At 55.9% G+C, this 19,667-nt stretch carries 13 protein-coding genes and 2 pseudogenes; 4 read left to right on the top strand and 11 right to left on the bottom strand.

Features of this window, described 5'->3' with window-relative positions:
* The first annotated feature begins 33 nt into the window (after positions 1-33).
* The 3 genes and pseudogenes from Y017_RS12985 to Y017_RS12995 all read left to right on the top strand — a co-directional run.
* Positions 34-711, top strand: a complete 678-nt coding sequence (locus Y017_RS12985) for a response regulator transcription factor (protein ID WP_035461410.1) — start codon at positions 34-36, stop codon at positions 709-711.
* On the top strand, positions 708-1,955 hold the full coding sequence (locus tag Y017_RS12990) for a HAMP domain-containing sensor histidine kinase (RefSeq protein ID WP_035461310.1): 1,248 nt from the start codon (positions 708-710) through the stop codon (positions 1,953-1,955). Before Y017_RS12985 ends, Y017_RS12990 begins: the two co-directional genes overlap by 4 nt.
* A gap of 71 nt (positions 1,956-2,026) precedes the next feature.
* Positions 2,027-2,923: pseudogene (locus Y017_RS12995) on the top strand (IS630 family transposase); the annotation flags it as partial.
* Between the two features lies 1 nt (position 2,924).
* Here the strand turns inward: Y017_RS12995 and Y017_RS13000 are convergent.
* From Y017_RS13000 to guaB, 3 genes and pseudogenes are all read right to left on the bottom strand, one after another.
* Positions 2,925-3,917, bottom strand: a pseudogene (locus Y017_RS13000) (IS91-like element ISVsa3 family transposase); the annotation flags it as partial.
* A 111-nt stretch (positions 3,918-4,028) separates the two neighbouring features.
* Positions 4,029-5,600, bottom strand: coding sequence for a glutamine-hydrolyzing GMP synthase (gene guaA / locus Y017_RS13005; RefSeq protein WP_011589129.1), 1,572 nt, complete (start codon positions 5,598-5,600; stop codon positions 4,029-4,031).
* Between the two features lie 187 nt (positions 5,601-5,787).
* Positions 5,788-7,269, bottom strand: a complete 1,482-nt coding sequence (guaB, locus tag Y017_RS13010; RefSeq protein ID WP_011589130.1) for an IMP dehydrogenase — start codon at positions 7,267-7,269, stop codon at positions 5,788-5,790.
* A 171-nt stretch (positions 7,270-7,440) separates the two neighbouring features.
* On the opposite strand from guaB, the gene xseA reads away from it, so the two are divergent.
* Positions 7,441-8,787, top strand: coding sequence for an exodeoxyribonuclease VII large subunit (gene xseA, locus Y017_RS13015; protein ID WP_035461313.1), 1,347 nt, complete (start codon positions 7,441-7,443; stop codon positions 8,785-8,787).
* On the opposite strand, the gene Y017_RS13020 is transcribed toward xseA, so the two are convergent.
* The 8 genes from Y017_RS13020 to ispG all read right to left on the bottom strand — a co-directional run bounded on the left by Y017_RS13020 (position 8,744) and on the right by ispG (position 19,661).
* Positions 8,744-10,684, bottom strand: coding sequence for an ATP-binding protein (locus Y017_RS13020; protein WP_035461315.1), 1,941 nt, complete (start codon positions 10,682-10,684; stop codon positions 8,744-8,746). The genes xseA and Y017_RS13020 overlap by 44 nt on opposite strands.
* Entirely contained in the window at positions 10,681-11,550 is an 870-nt protein-coding gene (locus Y017_RS13025) for a hypothetical protein (RefSeq protein WP_035461318.1), read from the bottom strand. The genes Y017_RS13020 and Y017_RS13025 overlap by 4 nt, the downstream gene beginning before the upstream one ends.
* A gap of 4 nt (positions 11,551-11,554) precedes the next feature.
* Positions 11,555-13,594, bottom strand: a complete 2,040-nt coding sequence (locus tag Y017_RS13030) for a TonB-dependent siderophore receptor (protein WP_231483511.1) — start codon at positions 13,592-13,594, stop codon at positions 11,555-11,557.
* Positions 13,595-13,722: 128 nt separating this feature from the next.
* Positions 13,723-15,132: a ribosome biogenesis GTPase Der gene (gene der / locus Y017_RS13035; RefSeq protein ID WP_035461321.1), complete on the bottom strand. Its 1,410-nt coding sequence runs from the start codon at positions 15,130-15,132 to the stop codon at positions 13,723-13,725.
* Between the two features lie 108 nt (positions 15,133-15,240).
* The gene (bamB, locus tag Y017_RS13040) at positions 15,241-16,383 is read right to left on the bottom strand and encodes an outer membrane protein assembly factor BamB (protein ID WP_011589136.1); all 1,143 of its coding nucleotides are present in this window, start codon (positions 16,381-16,383) and stop codon (positions 15,241-15,243) included.
* A complete protein-coding gene (locus tag Y017_RS13045; protein WP_101235030.1) occupies positions 16,384-17,019 on the bottom strand; it encodes a tetratricopeptide repeat protein in 636 nt (211 codons plus the stop codon).
* A gap of 168 nt (positions 17,020-17,187) precedes the next feature.
* A complete protein-coding gene (gene hisS / locus Y017_RS13050; protein ID WP_081737628.1) occupies positions 17,188-18,456 on the bottom strand; it encodes a histidine--tRNA ligase in 1,269 nt (422 codons plus the stop codon).
* An 86-nt stretch (positions 18,457-18,542) separates the two neighbouring features.
* Entirely contained in the window at positions 18,543-19,661 is a 1,119-nt protein-coding gene (gene ispG / locus Y017_RS13055; protein WP_011589139.1) for a flavodoxin-dependent (E)-4-hydroxy-3-methylbut-2-enyl-diphosphate synthase, read from the bottom strand.
* Positions 19,662-19,667 lie beyond the last annotated feature (6 nt).

Below are 19,667 nucleotides of genomic sequence, written 5' to 3' on the forward strand. Positions count from 1 at the left end.
TCGCCAATACAAGAAACCACCGAGCGATCGCCGATGAATCTATTGATCGTGGAAGACAATCGCGACATCGCGGAAAACATTGCCGACTATCTGGAGCCCAAGGGCCACCAGCTGGACTTTGCCATCGACGGACAACAGGGCCTGGAGCTGGCCCGCAGCACCGAGTTTGACGCCATTGTGCTGGATTTAATGCTGCCCAGAATGAGTGGGATCGAACTGTGCAAACAGCTGCGCGCTGGCCACAACCACACCCCGGTCATTATGCTCACCGCCCGGGATCAACTCGACGACAAACTGCTGGGCTTTGAGGTGGGCGCTGACGACTACCTGGTCAAACCCTTTTCGGTAAAAGAATTGGAAGCGCGCCTGCTGGCACTATTAAAACGTCAGCAAAACGAGGCGCCGGCACTGCACGTGGCCGACCTCAGTTTCGACACCCAAACCTTGGAGGTGCGGCGGGGCAATCAGGCCCTGGAGCTCAACCCCATCCAGCGCAAGCTGCTGCACTACCTGATGGAAAACAGCCCCAAGGTGGTAAAACGAGCGCAGCTGGAACAGCTTATCTGGGGGGATAACCCGCCGGACAAAGACATACTCAGGACTCACATTTACAGTTTGCGCAACACCATCGACAAAGCCTTTGATAAACCCTTGCTGCATACCGTACACGGTGTCGGCTACCGCTTGGCAGACACCGCAGGCAAATCATGAAAGTCAAAACCCTGAGATATCGGCTTATCCTGGTCACCGCGGTAATTGTCACGGTGACCAGCACACTGTTCGCCGGCGGTTTGCTGTTGATCAAGCAGCAACTGGAAGAGGCCACCTTCGGCAAGATCGTCAGTCGGCATATCGACATCCTGTTGGCCGATCCCGCCAATGCCGACTCCCTGGACAACCCACTGCTCAATGAATGGCAGTACTATCGCGGCGATGACGTCCAGCGCTTGCCGGCGGACATTCAAGCCCTGCCACCCGGCGCCTACCACAGCATCAAGCTGGACAAGCGGCACTACCACCTGCAAATCGTTAGCGACGCCGGCGACAAAGTGTACCTGCTCTACGACATCTCGGACTGGGAGGAGCAGGAGCATACACTGCTCGCCATTCTCCTTGCCGGGATGCTAGTGGTGCTGATCGTGGCCCTTTACCTGGCCAGTAAAGCGGCGGACAGTGTGCTGGAGCCGGTGCGCCGACTTACCCAGCGTCTGACAGGGCTATCGCCCAAACAGCGCGGCGTTAGAATCGAAGCGGAGTTTGGCGACAGCGATATCAGCCAGATTGCCGCCGCCGTGGACAGCTACCTGGAGCGCATCGACCACTTTGTGGACCGGGAGCGCTCCTTCACCGCGGCCGCCAGTCACGAGCTGCGCACCCCCTTGTCGGTAATGATCGGCGCCGTGGATATTATCGAGGCCGACTGTCCCCAGCCCGCCACCCAGCGCGCGGTGACCCGCATCCGCCGGGCCTGCAGCGAGATGCTGGCCTTTATCGAGGCGGCGCTGTTTTTGTCCCGGGAAGAGGACCGCACCATCTACGAGGGCGGCCCCTGCACGGTTAGCAACGTCGCAGAGCAGCTCGTCGCCGATTTAAAGGGGGATATCGACGCCGCCGGCATTGAGCTCAGCACCCACGTGGACACCGCGCTCACTGTGCAGGCGCCGGAGAGCCTGGTCAAAATCATGCTCTCTAACTTGCTGCGCAACGCCATTGAGCACAGCCATCATGGCCGCATTGACATAAACAGCGATGGCCACAGCCTGGAAATTGGCGACACCGGTTCCGGCATTGCCGAGGCAGACCTGCCGCGGATATTTGACCGCAGCTACACCACCAAACCCGGCGGCACAGGCTTGGGCTTAAATCTGGTAAAGCGCATATGCGATCGCTATGGCTGGACTATCGACATCACCAGCAAAGCTGGCGCGGGCACCACAGTGAAATTGACCTTCTAGTGTCCCGTCCCGCAATAAACTAATCTAAGTATTAGCGGTCAATAAAGGTATCATCTTTACGGAGGGTACTCATGCGAACTGGGCGACCGAAGCTCCACCAAGTCACACTTAACGAGTCACAGCGCGAACAACTTGAAGCGTTTTTGCGTTCGCGCAGTTTGCCCCATGGCCTGAGTCGTCGTGCGGCTATCGTTCTTCATGCTGCAGAAGGCATGCCCAATACGATGATAGCTGAACGTTTGGGGATGACCGAGACCACCGTTAGGAAGTGGTGCAAGCGTTTCATCGATGAAGGGATAGATGGGCTGTACGACTTGCCGGGTGCTGGGCGGCCAAGGACCTATGGCGACGACGAAGTCGCCCGATTGATGCAGCAAGCCCTTGAAACAAGACCTCAGGACGGTACCCATTGGAGCGTGCGCAGTTTTGCCGATGCCAACGGCTTGTCGAAGTCCACCGTTCAGCGCTATTTCAAGCTTTTTGGTATCCAGCCGCACCGCAGCAAGTCCTTCAAACTCTCGACCGACCCGTTCTTTGTTGAGAAGGTACGTGACATTGTTGGCCTATACCTGAATCCGCCAGAGCAGGCCTTGGTTTTGTGCGTCGACGAGAAGAGCCAAGTCCAAGCGTTGGAACGCAGTCAGCCTGTGCTACCAATGGGCTTGGGCTACGTAGAAGGCGTGACACACGACTATTTCCGCCATGGCACCACGACACTCTTTGCGGCGCTGGACGTCGCCAACGGGACGGTGCTGGGTCAATGCAAAGCCCGGCACCGACACCAGGAGTTCTTGTCTTTTCTTCGCCATATTGAAAAGAACGTACCAGAGGACTTGGATATCCACTTGATCATGGACAACTATGCGACGCATAAGCATCCAAAGGTACGTGCTTGGTTTGCCCAGCGTCCACGATTCCATGTTCATTTCACACCGACGCATGCGTCATGGCTGAATCAGGTCGAACGCCCGCCGGGCGGCTGATGTACCGGCACAGCCGTTCGAGCTTCTTGCGTTCATCGGCCCTGGCCGCCACGCCGGCGTGCAGGCTGAACCCGGCTACCTTGCCAATCCCGTCACCGAACGGATCACCACTGGTCGGCAGAGTTTGCAAAGTGAACACCTTTCGCCCCGCCTGTGAACCGACAGCGATACGGTAAGTGATCGAGTGCCCCAGCAGGGGTGTCATCGGGTCGTCATCCACCGCATCCGAGGCCAGATAGCTGTTTTCGACATCCCGTTCCAGCAGGCCTTGCCGTTCCAGATAGCGACCCACCCGGTGGGCGATGGTGTGCGTCAGCTGGGTGAGCTCTGGGCTGGTCGGCGCCTTGACCCAGCGGAAACGCGCTGAGCCGTGGGATTGCTCGACATACACACCGTCGAGAAACAGCATGTGGAAGTGAACATTCAGATTGAGCGCCGATCCAAAACGCTGGATCAGGGTGACCGCGCCCGTCTTGGCCACTTGGTGGGTATGGCCCGCTTTCTTGACCAGGTGCGTGGCAATGACGCGGTAAACGATGCCCAGCACCCGCCCCATGATCTCGGGCCGGCTGGCAAACAGGAAACGCAGCTGAAACGGGAAACTCAACACCCACTGACGCATGGGTTGTTCAGGCAGTACTTCATCAACCAGCAAGGCGGCACTTTCGGCCATCCGCCGCGCCCCACAGCTCGGGCAGAAACCGCGACGCTTACAGCTGAAAGCGACCAGGTGCTCGGCGTGGCAAGACTCGCAGCGAACCCGTAGAAAGCCATGCTCCAGCCGCCCGCATTGGAGAAATTCTTCAAATTCCCGTTGCACATAGCCCGGCAATTCCTTTCCCTGCTCTGCCATAAGCGCAGCGAATGCCGGGTAATACTCGTCAACGATCTGATAGAGAAGGGTTTGCTCGGGTCGGTGGCTCTGGTAACGACCAGTATCCCGATCCCGGCTGGCCGTCCTGGCCGCCACATGAGGCATGTTCCGCGTCCTTGCAATACTGTGTTTACATACAGTCTATCGCTTAGCGGAAAGTTCTTTTACCCTCAGCCGAAATGCCTGCCGTTGCTAGACATTGCCAGCCAGTGCCCGTCACTCCCACTCGATAGTTGCAGGTGGCTTGGAAGAAATATCGTAGGTCACCCGACTAATACCTGGAATTTCATTGATGATCCGGCTGGAAACCAGTTCCAGGAAATCATAGGGTAGGTGCGCCCAGCGGGCGGTCATGAAGTCGATGGTTTCCACTGCACGCAGGGCCACCACGTATTCATAGCGACGGGCATCACCCACCACGCCGACCGATTTCACTGGCAGGAACACCGCAAAAGCCTGACTGGTTTTGTGATACAGGCCTGCCGCTCGCAGCTCTTCAATGAAGATATGATCCGCTAGACGCAAGGTGTCAGCATATTCCTTCTTCACTTCACCCAGGATACGTACGCCCAGCCCCGGTCCAGGGAAAGGATGGCGGTAAACCATGTCGTAGGGCAGCCCCAGCTCTAAGCCAATTTTGCGCACTTCATCCTTGAACAATTCACGCAAAGGCTCAACCAGCTTGAGCTTCATATCTTCCGGTAGGCCACCCACGTTATGGTGGCTCTTGATAACATGGGCCTTGCCAGTCTTACTGGCGGCGGACTCAATCACGTCCGGGTAGATAGTGCCTTGGGCGAGCCAGTTAGCGTTCTGCAATTTGCTCGCTTCATCGTCGAAGATATCGATAAAGGTATTACCGATAATTTTGCGTTTTTTCTCCGGGTCCGCTTCACCGGCCAGTTTTCCGAGGAAGTTGTCTTCCGCGTCCACCCGGATCACCTTAACACCCATGTTATCGGCAAACATTTCCATTACTTGGTCACCTTCCTGGTGACGCAACAGACCGTTATCGACAAACACACAAGTGAGCTGATCGCCGATTGCCTTGTGCAGCAACGCTGCGACTACGGAAGAATCCACCCCGCCGGAAAGCCCCAGGATCACCTCGTCGGTGCCTACCTGCTCACGGATGGTATCAATGGCATCGCTGATGATGTTGCTCGGCGTCCAAAGCGCCTCACATTCACACAGCTCGCGTATAAAGCGTTCCAGCAGACGACCACCTTGCAAGGTATGGGTCACTTCCGGATGAAACTGAATGCCATAGAAGCGCTTTTCGTCATTGGCCATGCCAGCAATGGGACAACTGCCGGTGGTGGCGGTGGCCACAAACCCCGCTGGCATTTCACCAACACGATCGCCATGACTCATCCATACATCGAGGAATTCCTTGCCCTGCTCTTCATGGTCAACGATGCCATCAAGCAGCGCATTAGGCTCTGCTTTTTCCACACGGGCATAACCGAATTCATGTTTTTCGCCAGCGATGACCTTACCGCCCAACTGCTCGGCCATTGTCTGCATGCCGTAACAGATACCCAGCACCGGAATGCCCGCTTCGAATACGGCTTGAGGCGCCCGTGGCGTTTGCGCTGCGGTAACAGATTCAGGGCCACCGGAAAGGATGATGCCTTTGGGCGCGAATTCGGCCAGCTCTTCAGCCGTCATGTCAAAGGCACGAATTTCGCAATATACCCCGATTTCACGCACACGACGCGCAATCAGTTGAGTGTATTGGGATCCGAAGTCCAGAATGAGAATGCGCTGGGCATGAATGTCTGTCATTGGGGTCTATCCCGGTGGTTGCCGGCGGTTAGAGCCGAACCTGGTTAGAACGGACCAAGCGCCAAATATTTGCCGCCTAGCACTTTAAAAAGAAAAATCGGTCGAGCGCGGCTCGACCGATTTCAGCATTCCGTCTCTGGCTTCAAGCATAGCGCTCTTGGCCAGCGACACTACGTCTACGTTCGCATTACCCTACTGGGTAATTAGGCGCTTCCTTGGTAATTGTCACATCGTGCACGTGGGACTCTTTCATGCCGGCGTTAGTCACCTTCACGAATTCCGGCTTGGTCCGCATCTCTTCGATGGTGGCGCAACCGGTATAGCCCATGGAGGCACGCAGGCCACCCGTCAACTGATGAACGATGGCACTCATTGGGCCCTTGTAGGGAACCCGGCCTTCGATACCTTCCGGAACCAGCTTTTCAATGCCTGCAGCAGCATCCTGGAAATAACGGTCTGAGGAGCCCGTAGAACCAGACATGGCCCCCAAAGACCCCATGCCACGGTAGGCTTTGTAATAGCCACCCTGGAACAGCTCAACGTCGCCCGGCGCTTCTTCTGTGCCCGCCAACAAGGAGCCGATCATGATGGCGCTGGCGCCTGCCGCCACCGCTTTGGAAATATCTCCGGAAAAACGGATACCACCGTCAGCAATCAAGGGCACACCCGTACCTTCCAATGCTGCCGCCACGTCAGAAATAGCGGTAATCTGCGGCACACCAATACCGGCCACAATACGGGTAGTACAGATGGAACCAGGGCCGATACCGACTTTCACTGCATCTGCGCCAGCAGCAACCAGATCTTTTGCTGCCGCAGCGGTAGCAATGTTACCGCCAATGACTTGTACATCGGGGAAGTGTTTCTTCACCCAAGACACCCGATCAATCACACCTTGGGAATGTCCGTGAGCGGTATCGACAACGATCACATCCACACCGGCTTCAACCAACGCAGCAACACGTTCGTCAGTGCCCGCACCGGTACCCACCGCGGCCCCAACACGCAAGCGACCTTGGGAGTCTTTACAGGCATTAGGATATTTAGCGGCTTTCTCAATGTCTTTGACGGTGATCATGCCACGCAAATCACCCGCTTCATTCACCACAATGATTTTCTCAATGCGGTGTTTGTGTAGCAGGGCCTGGACTTCATCGGCGCCAGCGCCTTCCAGCACAGTCACCAACCGATCCTTGCCGGTCATGATGTCTTTAACACATTGGTCATAGTTGGTAATGAAACGGGTATCACGACTGGTCACAATACCCACAACCTTATCGCCATTCCCTTTTTTCTCAACCACCGGCACACCGGAGATATTATTCGCTTCGGTAATACGAATCAGCTCGGCAACCGTGGTATCTGGGGTGACGGTAATCGGGTCTTTCACTACCCCGGATTCATACTTTTTAACCATCCGCACGTTGCGCGCCTGATCCTCGATATCCATGCTTTTATGGAGGATACCAACACCCCCTTCCTGCGCCATAGTAATGGCTAGGCGGTGCTCGGTAACCGTATCCATGGCTGCGGATACCAGCGGAATGTTCAAAGCAATACCCCGAGTCAACTTGGACTTCAGGGACACATCTTTGGGCAGCACATTGGAATGGGCGGGCACAAGCAAAACGTCATCAAACGTCAGTGCTTCTTGGGCAATTCTGAGCATATTGCACCGTAGGAAGTGAGGGGGGAGCCTGGCGGATTCCACCGGGCGGAGCGGTAGCACCTAAAATTTAGACAGGCACCCCGTTAAATTAGGCGGGCGATTATACGACATTACCGGCTAACCACACAATCACCGCTGGCAGGGTACAAAAAAACGGGCTACCCTCCCGCGATGACCATTTCATCCCGCGCCGAACCGCTGTCTATCAGCCAGTTAAACCTGGATGCCCAGGGCCTGCTGGAAAGTTCTTTTCCCCTGATTTGGCTCCAGGGAGAGCTGTCCAACTTCTCTCGCCCGGCCTCCGGCCACTGGTATTTCAGCCTGAAAGACACCCGTGCCCAGATTAATGGAGCCATGTTTCGTAATCGTAACAGGCTACTGGATTTTGCCCCCCAAAACGGGCAACAGGTGCTGGTGCGCGCCAAGATCACCCTTTACGTTCCCCGCGGCAATTTCCAGATTGTGGTCGAACACATGGAGCCCGCTGGCCAGGGCGCATTAAAAGCCCAGTTCGACGCCTTGAAAGCCCAGCTACAAAGTGAAGGCCTGTTCGCCCAGGAGCACAAACGAACGCTGCCCGCCTGGCCCAACCAGATTGGGGTCATCACCTCACCCAGCGGCGCCGCTATTCGCGATATTTTGCAAGTACTGCAGCGCCGATGCCCTTCCATACCCGTGGTGATCTACCCCGCTGCCGTTCAAGGAGCCGAGGCTCCGGCGCAATTGCGCCAAGCGCTGGCATTGGCCGTGGCACGTAATGAATGTGATGTGCTGATCCTGGGCCGTGGCGGCGGTTCTCTGGAGGACTTGTGGGCATTCAATGACGAAGGGTTGGCGCGAGCCGTGGCGAACTGCCCCATTCCCATTGTTTCAGCGGTGGGCCATGAAGTGGACACCGGCTTGACCGACTTTGCCGCCGACCTGCGCGCGCCTACCCCCTCCGCCGCCGCCGAGCTGGTGAGCCCGGATCTCTCCATTGTCCGTCAACGACTTGCGGGGCTACACCGGCGACTTCGCTGGGTCATGGCGCAAGAGCTACGTACTGTGCAAGAGCGCCTGCGCCATCTCAGCCAACGGTTGCGCTCCCCCCGCCAGCACCTTGAACAGAGCAGCCAGCGACTGGATGAGCTACAAAACCGCTTGCAGCGGCAAATGCAACATCGCCTCACCCTGCTGCAGGGCCGCCTGCAACCCAGCCAGCAACGGCTGGCGCGGCTGTCCCCGCAACGATTGCTGGTGGAGCGCCAGCAACGGCTAGCAACCCTGAGCAAGCGACTCCCTCAGCCAATCCTGCGCCAACTTCAGCAGCAACAACTGCAGCTAGCCGGGTTGAGTAAGCGCCTGCATACCGCCAGCCCGCTGGAAACCCTAGCACGAGGATACAGTATTACTTTTAAGGGGAACCAGGCGGTGCGCTCTGTGGAACAGCTGCAAGCCGGCGACACCCTGACTACCCGGCTGGCCGACGGCGAAATTATCGCCCGGGTAGAACACGTCCAGGCGTCAGATACGGACTGAGCACTCGCGCCAATTGCTGGCGACGGAAGGGTTTGGCGAGATGGGAGTTCATCCCCGCCGCTAGGCAACGTTCACGTTCTTCATTCATGGCATTGGCGGTAAGCGCCACTACCGGCATCGGCGCCCTCCCCTGTTCCCGCTCCCATTGCCGCAACAATCGGGTAGCGGCCAGCCCATCCATTATTGGCATCTGCACATCCATGAGAATGCAGTCAAAGTCGCGCTGGCGCGCCTTTTCCAGCGCCTCGTGACCGTTTCCGGCTGTCACCACGCAAACGCCCATCCGCTCAAGGATACGCCGGGCTACCATGGCATTGATCGGATTATCTTCTACTAACAAAACTACCCCATGCAGAATGGGCTGATCCTGTTCAATCTGCCGACTCGCAATATCACCGTCACTGGGCTCTCGCTGTTCTCGGCACAATAGACGCAGCGATAACGTGAAGATACTGCCGCCCTCTTCACGGCCGTCCACGGTCAGAGTGCCGCCAAGCATTTCACTAAGCTTGCGAGCGATGGCCAGCCCCAACCCGGTACCACCAAAACGGCGCGAGGTGGACGAATCAATCTGCGAGAACGCCTTGAATAGGCCTGCGCGTTTTTCTCGAGGAATACCGATGCCGGTATCGGCCACGGCAATACTCAGATCTAGCCAGTCGCCATGTACCGGTGATACCGATACGGACACAGTAACCCCCCCCTCTTGAGTAAATTTCACCGCATTGGAAATCAAGTTGCTAAGCACCTGTCGCAACCGGGTTGGGTCGCTGCGCGCCACTTGTCCAGCCAGCGCCTCTGCGCCTTCTAGTTGCAAATACAGGCCTTTGCTTTCTGCCACATAGCGGAACGTCGCCACGCAATTTTTCAGCAAAGGCAGTATCTCGAAAAAGGAGGGGTCGAGATCCATGCGGCCGGCTTCGATGCGAGAAAAATCAAGGATATCGTTGATTACATCGAGTAAATGTCCGGTGGACTCCAAGGCCGCCTGCGTATATTCGTGCTGCTCATCATTCTGAGCGGTTTCTTCCAGCAGTTGCAGCATACCCAGAACGCCGTTCATAGGCGTACGTAGCTCATGGCTCATCATCGCTAGAAAGTCACTTTTTGCCTGGCTTGCCGTCTGAGCATGACGATGAGCATCCTGCAATTCAGTCATGGCCGCTTGCTGCTTGCGGCGGGCGCCTTCCAGAGCGCCGGCCAATTCATTGATATTGTCCTGCAGCTCACCCAACTCGCCTTGCAAACGACGACGGCCGCGTACCGTGTATTCCCCGTAACGTAGAGTCCGAAGCAGACCAGACAGGTCGCCAAGCGGGGCCGCAATCTGCCGGGTCAGATAGTGTGCGATCCAGAGCCCCAAAATTATCGCAAAGAAGGCCGGAATCAGGCTAGCCTTCAAAATTTCTTTCTGCCGGGCCAGCAACCGGGCGCTGGACATCCCCAACACCACTTCACCAATACGATCCGGCTTTATGTTCCGCCCTTCGGTATGGTCGAGCATGCCTTCGGGCACCACCGGCTGACGATAAATACCGGAGTGGAATTCGATAATATCCGCGTTTTCCTCCAGTGCATCGCGCCCCTCGTAGAGTAACACCAGCCCATCGCTATCCCGGAACACCACGTATTGCAGATCAGCCCGCTGCATGGCCATCTGTGCCTGACGACGCAAATCCGTGTAATTGCCCGCCAACACACCATACTCTGACGCCGAGGCAATCTGCTGAGCGAGGAAACTGCCTAACTCGTGCAGATCCCGGTCTGCATCTTCAAAACGCTGCCAAGTCAACGCCATCAACAAAAGGCCGAGCATAAACAGCGCAGGTGCTAGCCCCAAGATTTGCAGCTGTTTGCGAATGCCCGGGCCCTTGCGCGGTGAGTCAGAACCAGTCAAGGCAACGCCCTCGCGTCTTGTAAGGCATCTTGGAGCGTACCGCTGGTGCGGTAACGCATATCAAACCCTCTGGCCACATGCTCGTTAACCACCACCGATGGGCGAACCACGAACGACGATGCCTGCCATTGCCTGTTATTAGCAAAGTAATGCAGCCGCTGAGCCCCTTCGCTGACCAGGTCGCTGCCGCTGGCAAAATATGAAGCAACGCTACCCGCATTCACAAACGTTAGGTCTGGGCCAAACACCGGGCGACGCTGGCGGTAACTGGTCAGTAACACCAGCTTGGCCGCATCAGGCCCCAACAAGGCATCATCCACGGGCAACACAATTGCATCGAGATGATTAAGATTTTCACGCAGTGTATTGCCCAAACCCCGGGCATTGTTTACCGGCAACGGCTCCAGCTTGATCGCGCCACGGTGGCGGCGCACCACCTCTATAGGCCAAACGCTGTTTGTGCCCATTACCACGCCGACCCGACGGGCTAGGGGCATCATGGTGTGCACCATGCGCAATTGGTCAAGCAGGCTCACTCCCGCCCAAACAGCCGCACACTGACAGCCTTGCCGTTCGGCGTCTTCACTCAACGCACGGCTGACATAAATGCCCAGCAACGGTTTACCATGGACCAGAGCATCGCTAAAAGCCGCATCACCGAGCGCCACCAACACATCGGCAGCCTCAGGCTCATCAACCATACGCAGGTTGTTCGGTAGCTCTTGTGTCAGAGACGACACAAATACATCACTAAAAGGGGAGGGTTCAGCAAGCACACGCACCGTTACTGGCGGCGCAGACAACGCAGGGACTGCCGATACCAACAGCAAAAGGAAACCGAGAATAGGTCCCTGCCAGCTCCGCATCCGATTACATCCTCACCGTCACACCAAACCACATCCTGTCTTGCTGATAACGGTTCTCTGGAAAGACTACCGGCTGCTTGTTCAGCCCATGCTGCACGACAGCCTGCCATTCCAGCTCCGTAGGGCCCGCACGATGTCGAAAACGGAGCTGCATATCCACACGTTCAAAACGATTATCGTTGTAATCATTAGATAGGTAGTAGGCCGAAGAAAATGCCCAATGCTGGCTGAACTGCCATGACCAAAGAGCACTACCGGAATTCCGTGCAGCCAGACGGTACTCAGTCTTCACATTGCTCCGGGTGTGGATATGAGCACCGGTTACGCGGAACAAATGCGACGCTGCCGGGCGCCAGGTGAGCTGGGCTTCGGTGCCCTGGTGATTCACCCTACCGTCGTTGTTGGGTTCAAAATCAAAGGAATTCAATGCTGTGCTGAGCAGGTTAGTCAGGGTTTCTTGAAAATAACGAACATCCAGCTCAACCGCGGAAAACTGACCGTAATAGCCTACCTCCCAGGAGCGCATTTTCTCTGGTTTAAAGGTCGCAGGACTTTGTTGAGTCACAAAAAAATAGGCTGGCGACCAGCCCAGTAGTGTCTGGGCGTTTTCGCCAAAGGGAGATGACAGAGCTTGCGCTTGGAAATTGATATTGGCGCGTTCTTCATAAATATCCGGGGTGCGTAGAGCCTCAGAATAAACATAACGCAGGTGATGACCGGGGAACACTCGCCAGTTTACGCCAGCACGAGGACTGAAGTGATCGTCGCTAATCTGGTCTCGCTCCCAATAGCCACCTAAATTTACCGTTACCGGATCCAGAACATCCAGTGCCAAATTGCCAAACAGACGATAGCTGACATTATCCTCTGTGCCGCCCAGGTAACTATCGGACTGAACCCGGTCATGGCGGACTTCCGCACCACTGACTAATCTAGCCCAGCGAGCCAAGTGTAAGGTGTCTTGTATTTCCAAATCATAGCGAACCTCTTGAATATCCAGCTCACTACTGGCACAAAAAGGCGAGCCCGCACTTTGAAGGCTCAAATAACGATTCATGACATCAAGGTCGGACGGGAAGGCAGCGAAAGTCGCCTCTATGTCACCGCCATTTTGCAAATACAAATCCCGTAATTCCTTGCTAAAAAACAGACCGCCACCAGGGCCTGGCTTGCCGGTCACCGGGTCCAGATAACACAACTCAAAACCGGTTACTTCTTGATTGTATTGGCCGTATGTGAGGATCTGCAGCTGATGAGTACGGCTAAAGTTGTGCTGCCATTGCAGCGATAAAAAGGCCCGTTCGCCTTTCTGTATCGGGTCTTCTTGGTATTCACCCATATCCGTCAGTCCCGCTTCCTGCTGGCGCTCCAAGCGGCTCTGACTTCCCCCTGCCTGCACCGTAAGCGTGTTACGCTCATCCGCTTCCCACACCCATTCAGTGTTGAGTGTTTCGATGTGCTTGTCATCCGGCAGGGTTTTTCCTTCGAAAGGTTCATCGTAGCCGTTATCCGCCCGACGGGACACCGAGGCCCGCACGGCACCATTGCTCAGCTGATGAACTCCGACCAAATGGGCATCACGAATGCCATTGTTTCCGCCCAGCATTGTCACACCGCTGCTGCTGATATCGCGCGGATCTCGGGTAATGATATTAATGACCGCGGTGAAGGCGTTGGCACCGTATGCTGCTGCTGCCGGGCCACGGGTCACTTCTATGCGTTCCACATCCCGTATATCCACCGGCATATCGTTCCAGCTGACCCGGGACAGGCCCGGTTGGTACTGGCTACGGCCATCCAATAGAACCAGCATGCGGCGCTGATCCCGCGCCAGGGTTGGGTGGTAAGCCACAGAGGGAACATTGCCATCCACTTTCACGGCGGCCATGCCCGGCACCAGCTTAAGAACCTCGTAGAGTTCGCGAGCGCCACTGGCTTCAATTAAGGTGCGATCGATAACGGTAACGCTGGCGGGGGCCTCAGACTGAGGCTGGCTGACACGGGCAGGTGTCAGCACCATGGCCGGCTGCTGGGCGGGTTCCATTATTGGCTCCATACCCTGCACCGATGCACAGAGCAGGCTTAGCCCCCCGGCTATTCCAACGTATCCCCAACGTTTGATAACCCATCCCCCGTGATATGCGTTACCGCCCCCGGCATTGCCCAGAAGGGTTATTTCTTCATCCGCTTGATCATCCGCTTGCGCTTGTGCACTTGCCGGTCTGTCAGTACATTCTTGCGCCCTTCATAAGGATTCGTGCCAGATTTAAATTCCAGCCGGATAGGCGTACCTTCCAGTTTCAGCAGCTCGCGGAAACGATTTTCCAGAAATTTCTTATAGCTGGTCGGCAAGGCTTCCGTGCGGTTACCGTGCAACACCAACGTCGGTGGGTTATTGCCGCCCAAGTGAGCATAACGCAATTTGGCACGAAAGCGTCCATTGCGCGGTGGCGGGTGGCCGTTGGTGATCTCTTCCATCATCCGAGTCAGCTCGTTGGTGCCAATCTTGATAAAGGCGCTATCCCAAGCTTGCTCTACCATGCCCCAAAGGTCCCCAACCCCAGTACCATGCAGAGCAGAAATAAATTTTATCTTTACCCAGGGAGCAAACTCCAAACGTCGCCCAAGATTCACTCGAACCCGTTCTTTATGATCTGCCTCCAGACCATCCCATTTGTTCACAGCAATCATCAAAGCGCGGCCGCTATCTAGGGCATAGCCCAGAAGGTGCAGATCCTGATCGGTAATACCTTCGCGGGCATCGATCACCACCACCACCACTTGGGCAGCTTCCATGGCCTGTAACGCTTTTATCACAGAAAACTTTTCAACCATTTCGAACACTTTACCGCGCCGCCGCACTCCGGCAGTGTCGATCAAGGTATAAGCGCGGCCCATGCGCTCAAACGGCACCTCAATGGAGTCACGAGTGGTCCCAGCGTGGTCAAACACCACCACCCGTTCTTCACCAAGCATACGGTTGATTAGGGTAGATTTGCCCACGTTAGGGCGCCCCAATACCGCCACGCGAATGCTGTCTTCACCGGGTTTCTTAGAGGTGCGATGCTCGCCTTCCGGAAGCAGCTCCAGATCCGTGAACCCTTCGAGGATATGTTCAATCATGCTGGTCACACCACGGCCATGGGCCGCGGCGATAGGTAACACTTCGGTGAGCCCCAGCGCAAAGAACTCAGACATGGCCGAATCCGCGTCCACGCCATCGGTCTTGTTGACGATGAGATAGGTGGGCTTGGGCAGCTTGCGCAACTCACTGGCGATCTGCTCATCGGCGGCGGTCAGGCCGGCACGGCCATCCACCATGAACAGCACCACATCCGCCTCACCTACCGCCTGCAAGGATTGACTGGTCATCGGTACGTCAATGCCGTCATCGTTCTCGCCGATACCGCCGGTATCCACTACGGTGTACAAATACCCGCCCAGCTGGCCATCCCCGTACTTACGGTCACGGGTCAGCCCCGGAAAGTCAGCCACCAAGGCATCACGAGTGCGGGTCAGTCGGTTAAAAAGTGTGGATTTGCCCACATTGGGCCGCCCAACCAAGGCGATTACCGGCTTCATAGTCATCTCAACGAGGTTTCAACGGCGCTATGGTAACGCCAAAGGCGGCGCCAAACGAAAAAATCTGCGCAGCACGCAGATTTTTCAAAGGTAAACTAAATGCACGGGTTACTTTTGACGCAATCCATAAGCCGCAAGCTTACCGTCATAACTCAGCACATAAAGGGTATCGTCAAAGCTAACCGGGGTGCCAGCAAAGCCATCACGGTCATGCCGCTTGCGTGCTAGCAGGGTGCCGTCATCTGTATTCATCCAGTGCAGATAACCTTCAAAATCACCCACTGCGACCAGCTCTCCCTGAACCGCTGTGCCAGTGAGCCGGCGCCCATAAAGTTTGTCTTGCTTCCAAATGATACTGCCGGTGCGCTGGTCCACAGACCACACCACACCATTGTCATCGGCCACAAACAAACGGCCACCGCTTGCACTGATCACCTGAGCGCTGGACATTTCCTTAGCCCAGTATTGCCGGCCATTAACCTGGTCCGCCACACCTACCTTGCCTTGAAACGCCACCGCGAAAACGCCGCCGCCTTCCACGATCAAATTCCCGTCCACATCAGTAAGACGGTCGAGTTCAGAACGCCCGGTAGGTTCAGCAATGCGTTGCTCCCAAACGGGCACACCGGTTTCAGCGTCCAGAGCCGCTAGCTTGGCATTGGCGAAACCGGCATACACACGGCCATCGACAATGGCGGGTTGGGCCAGCCCACGCAGGGTCAGAGTGGGCACCACGGTTTCGTAATCCCACATTTTCTCACCCGTGCTAGCATCCAGCGCCGTCACATGGCCGTCTTGAGTCTGAAACACAGCAATAGCGCCGTTGCTGGCAGGAATTGCCAGCGCTTCACCAGAAAGTCGGGTTCGCCACAGTTCCTCACCATTATCCATGGACAGAGCTACAGCCATACCCTCGCGTGTACCGTAAAGCACCATGCCGTAACCGGCGTAGAAGCCACCACCAATGCGATCGCCGGTTTTAACCCGCCACTGGCGCTTGCCCTTATCGCGGCTAACGGCATACACCTCACCGAACACATCACCGGCAAACACCTGTTGCTGGGTCACCGCCGGGCGCAGGGTTAACTGGCTTTCTTCCACCCCGTCACCCACGCCCTCCTTCCAGAGCCGTTTTACCTTGTAGCTGGCATCAAAATCCGGCAAGTCATTGGGCTCAATGGCATTCGGGTTGGAGCTACAACCGGTCAACAACAGGCCGGTCAGTGCGAGGGGGAGAAGGAAATATTTCATTTAGCTCTTCAGGTCGTCCAGTTTCATCTGCACACGGTCTTTTTCACCGTTATCCTGCAGGGTTTCCAGCGCCTGGGTATAGGCATCCGTGGCAGCTTGATGATCGCCACGGGCCTTCGCCAAGTCACCACGCAGCTCCAGAGCCATGCCATTGAAGGCGCTCGGGAAACTATTATCCAGCTCGGCGGCGGCCTTGTCATAGGCTTCTTGCTGCAACAACACACGTACCAAGCGTAGGCGGGCGGTGTAAATCAGCGCATCTGTAGCGCCATCATCAACCACGCTCTGCAGTAGAGATGCAGCGCTTTCATAATCACCCGCTTGCACCGCCAAACGAGCCTGCGCCAAATTGGCGTAGTTGGCGTAGGCACTGCCGGGGAAATTTTCTTTCAACGCTTCTGCCTTCTGGTTCACTGTCGCTTCATCCACTTCCTGTGCAGTCAGCGCTTCGACCATCACCTGATAGTGTTTGGAGGCTTCGGCGGACTGTTCGCCTTGGTGGTCTTGCCATTCACGCCAACCAATCAGAGCGGCTACAGCTAACACCACGGTAATAATCGTGGCCGTACCGTTCTTTTGCCACCACTCTTTTAGCAGCTCTGCCTGTTCTTCTTCATCGCGCATGTAATCTGCCACCCTGCTCTCCTTTCGTATTTATATCCCGAGGTTGGTTCGGGTCGTTGTTTGTCGAGTTGAAAGTTTAAAGCTCAAGAGTGCGGAGAAATCCTTTCCGGATGGCAATATCTTGATCTCGTTTCAACTTTAAACTTTAAACTCGTCTGTTGTCTCGTTCAGAACACTCTATTATTCAAGAAACGATGTCACCGCATTGGCCACATCGCCCTGAGCAACCTGCACCTGTTCGCCCTGACCGCGCAGTGGCTTCACCGTCACCACGCCACTGGCCAATTCATCTTCACCCATAATCAAGCCCACCGCAGCACCACTGCGATCGGCTTTTTTCATCTGGCTTTTGAAGCTGCCGCCACCACAGTGCAACTGAATTGCACGACCGGGCAAAGCATCACGAAGATGTTCGGACAACGCCATGGTCGGAGCCAGCACATCCCCCATAGCCATCACATAGACGTCCACCGGCGCTGACAGTTCCGGTCTTTCCTGCTCGATAAGCAAAATCAACCGCTCGATCCCCATGGCGAAACCCACTGCTGGGGTCGGTTTGCCACCCAGCTGCTCCACTAGGCCATCGTAGCGACCACCGGCGCATACTGTGCCCTGTGCGCCTAACGCATCGGTCACCCATTCGAAAACAGTTTTGCCATAATAATCGAGCCCGCGTACCAAATACGGGTTCACCTTATAAGCAATGCCACTGGCATCTAGCAAGGCTTTCAGCCCTTCAAAATGGGCCACCGCCTCATCATTCAAATAATCCGCCAGCTGCGGCGCGCCTTTGAGCACCTCGCGAGTGCCCGTGTCTTTACTATCCAAGACACGCAGCGGGCTACGCTCCAAGCGCTTCTGCGAGTCCCCATCCAAGTCGTCAAAATGGGCCTTCAGATAATCCACAAGAGCATCACGATAACGAGCCCGGTCAGCACTGTCGCCCAAGGAATTCAGTTCCAAGACCACCTTGTCTTCCAGCCCCAAAGCTTTCCACAGGCGTGCGGTAAGCAGGATGACTTCCGCATCAATATCTGGCCCTGTCATACCAAAGGTTTCTACACCGATCTGGTGGAATTGGCGATAGCGGCCCGCCTGAGGGCGTTCGTGGCGAAACATGGGCCCGGCGTACCACAAGCGCTGGGTCTGGTTGTACAACAGACCATGCTGTTCACAAGCGCGTACGCAACTGGCGGTACCTTCTGGACGCAGGGTTAAGCTATCACCGTTGCGGTCGTCGAAGGTGTACATTTCCTTTTCGACGATATCCGTAACTTCACCGATACTGCGCTTGAACAGGTCGGTCTGCTCCACAATCGGCATGCGGATTTCCTGGTAACCATAGCTGGCCAGCACCGTACCCACTTTTGCTTCCAGCCACTGCCACAGGCCGGTCTGTTCCGGCAGGATATCGTTCATCCCACGGATAGACGTGATTTTCTTACTCACTGCAATTCCTTAAAAAAACGCAGAACGCTGGACGCCAAGTACCAGACGCAAACCCATCACGCCCGGCCCACTGGATCCCTCGCCTTCTATTCACTACGGGCGATAATGCCTTTTTCTTCGTCTTCGCGCTGTTTCTTGACCTTGGCGCGCACCATTCGCTCAAGCTCGTCGACCAGATCGTCAGCGGTAATGTGGTGGCTTTTTTCACCGTCACGGTAGGCTAAATTATTGGGCGTGCCGCCGGTGAGCCCCACATCCACTTCACGGGCTTCGCCGGGGCCATTTACCAAACAGCCAATCACCGCCAGGTCGACGGATTCATTGATGTCTTCCAGACGCGCTTCCAGCTCGTTCACGGTTTTGATCACATCAAAGTTTTGCCGTGAACAGCTAGGACAGGCAATGATGTTCACGCCTTTTTTGCGCAGGTTCAGGCTTTTCAGAATATCGAAACCAACGCGTACTTCTTCTACCGGGTCCGCCGCCAGAGAAACACGAATAGTGTCGCCAATGCCTTCCATCAGTAGCGCGCCTAGCGCCACGGCAGACTTCACCGTGCCAGAACGGAAGGTTCCCGCTTCGGTAACCCCCAAGTGCAACGGCTGTTCTAGCTGAGAGGAAAGCTTGCGGTAGGCCTGCAGCGTCATAAATACATTGGAGGCCTTAACGCTAACTTTAAAATTTTGGAAATCGTAACGGTCGAGGATGTCCGCATGACGCAAGGCCGATTCCACCAATGCATCAGAGGTGGGCTCGCCGTATTTGCGTTGCAATTCTTTTTCCAAGGAGCCGGCATTCACACCGATACGAATCGGCAAGCCTTTGTCTTTGGCGCATTGAATCACGGCCTTGATACGGTCTTCTCGGCCAATATTGCCAGGATTGATACGCAGGCAGTCCACGCCCTGCTCAGCGACAGCTAAAGCAATTTTGTAATCGTAATGGATATCCGCCACCAGCGGCACATCCACCTGCTTGCGAATTTTGCCGAAAGCCTCGGCGGCCTCCATGGAAGGCACCGAAACACGCACGATATCCACACCGGCATCTTGTAACCGGCGGATTTGGCCGACAGTGGCATCTACATCACAGGTTTCAGAATTGGTCATGCTTTGTACGGAGATCGGGGCATCGCCACCGACAGGGACATTGCCCACCATGACTTGGCGGGTTTTACGACGTTCAATCTTAACTTCCGGTTCCATGGTGTT

It is taken from the genome of Alcanivorax sp. 97CO-5 (assembly GCF_000524665.1).
Lineage (GTDB): Bacteria > Pseudomonadota > Gammaproteobacteria > Pseudomonadales > Alcanivoracaceae > Alcanivorax > Alcanivorax borkumensis.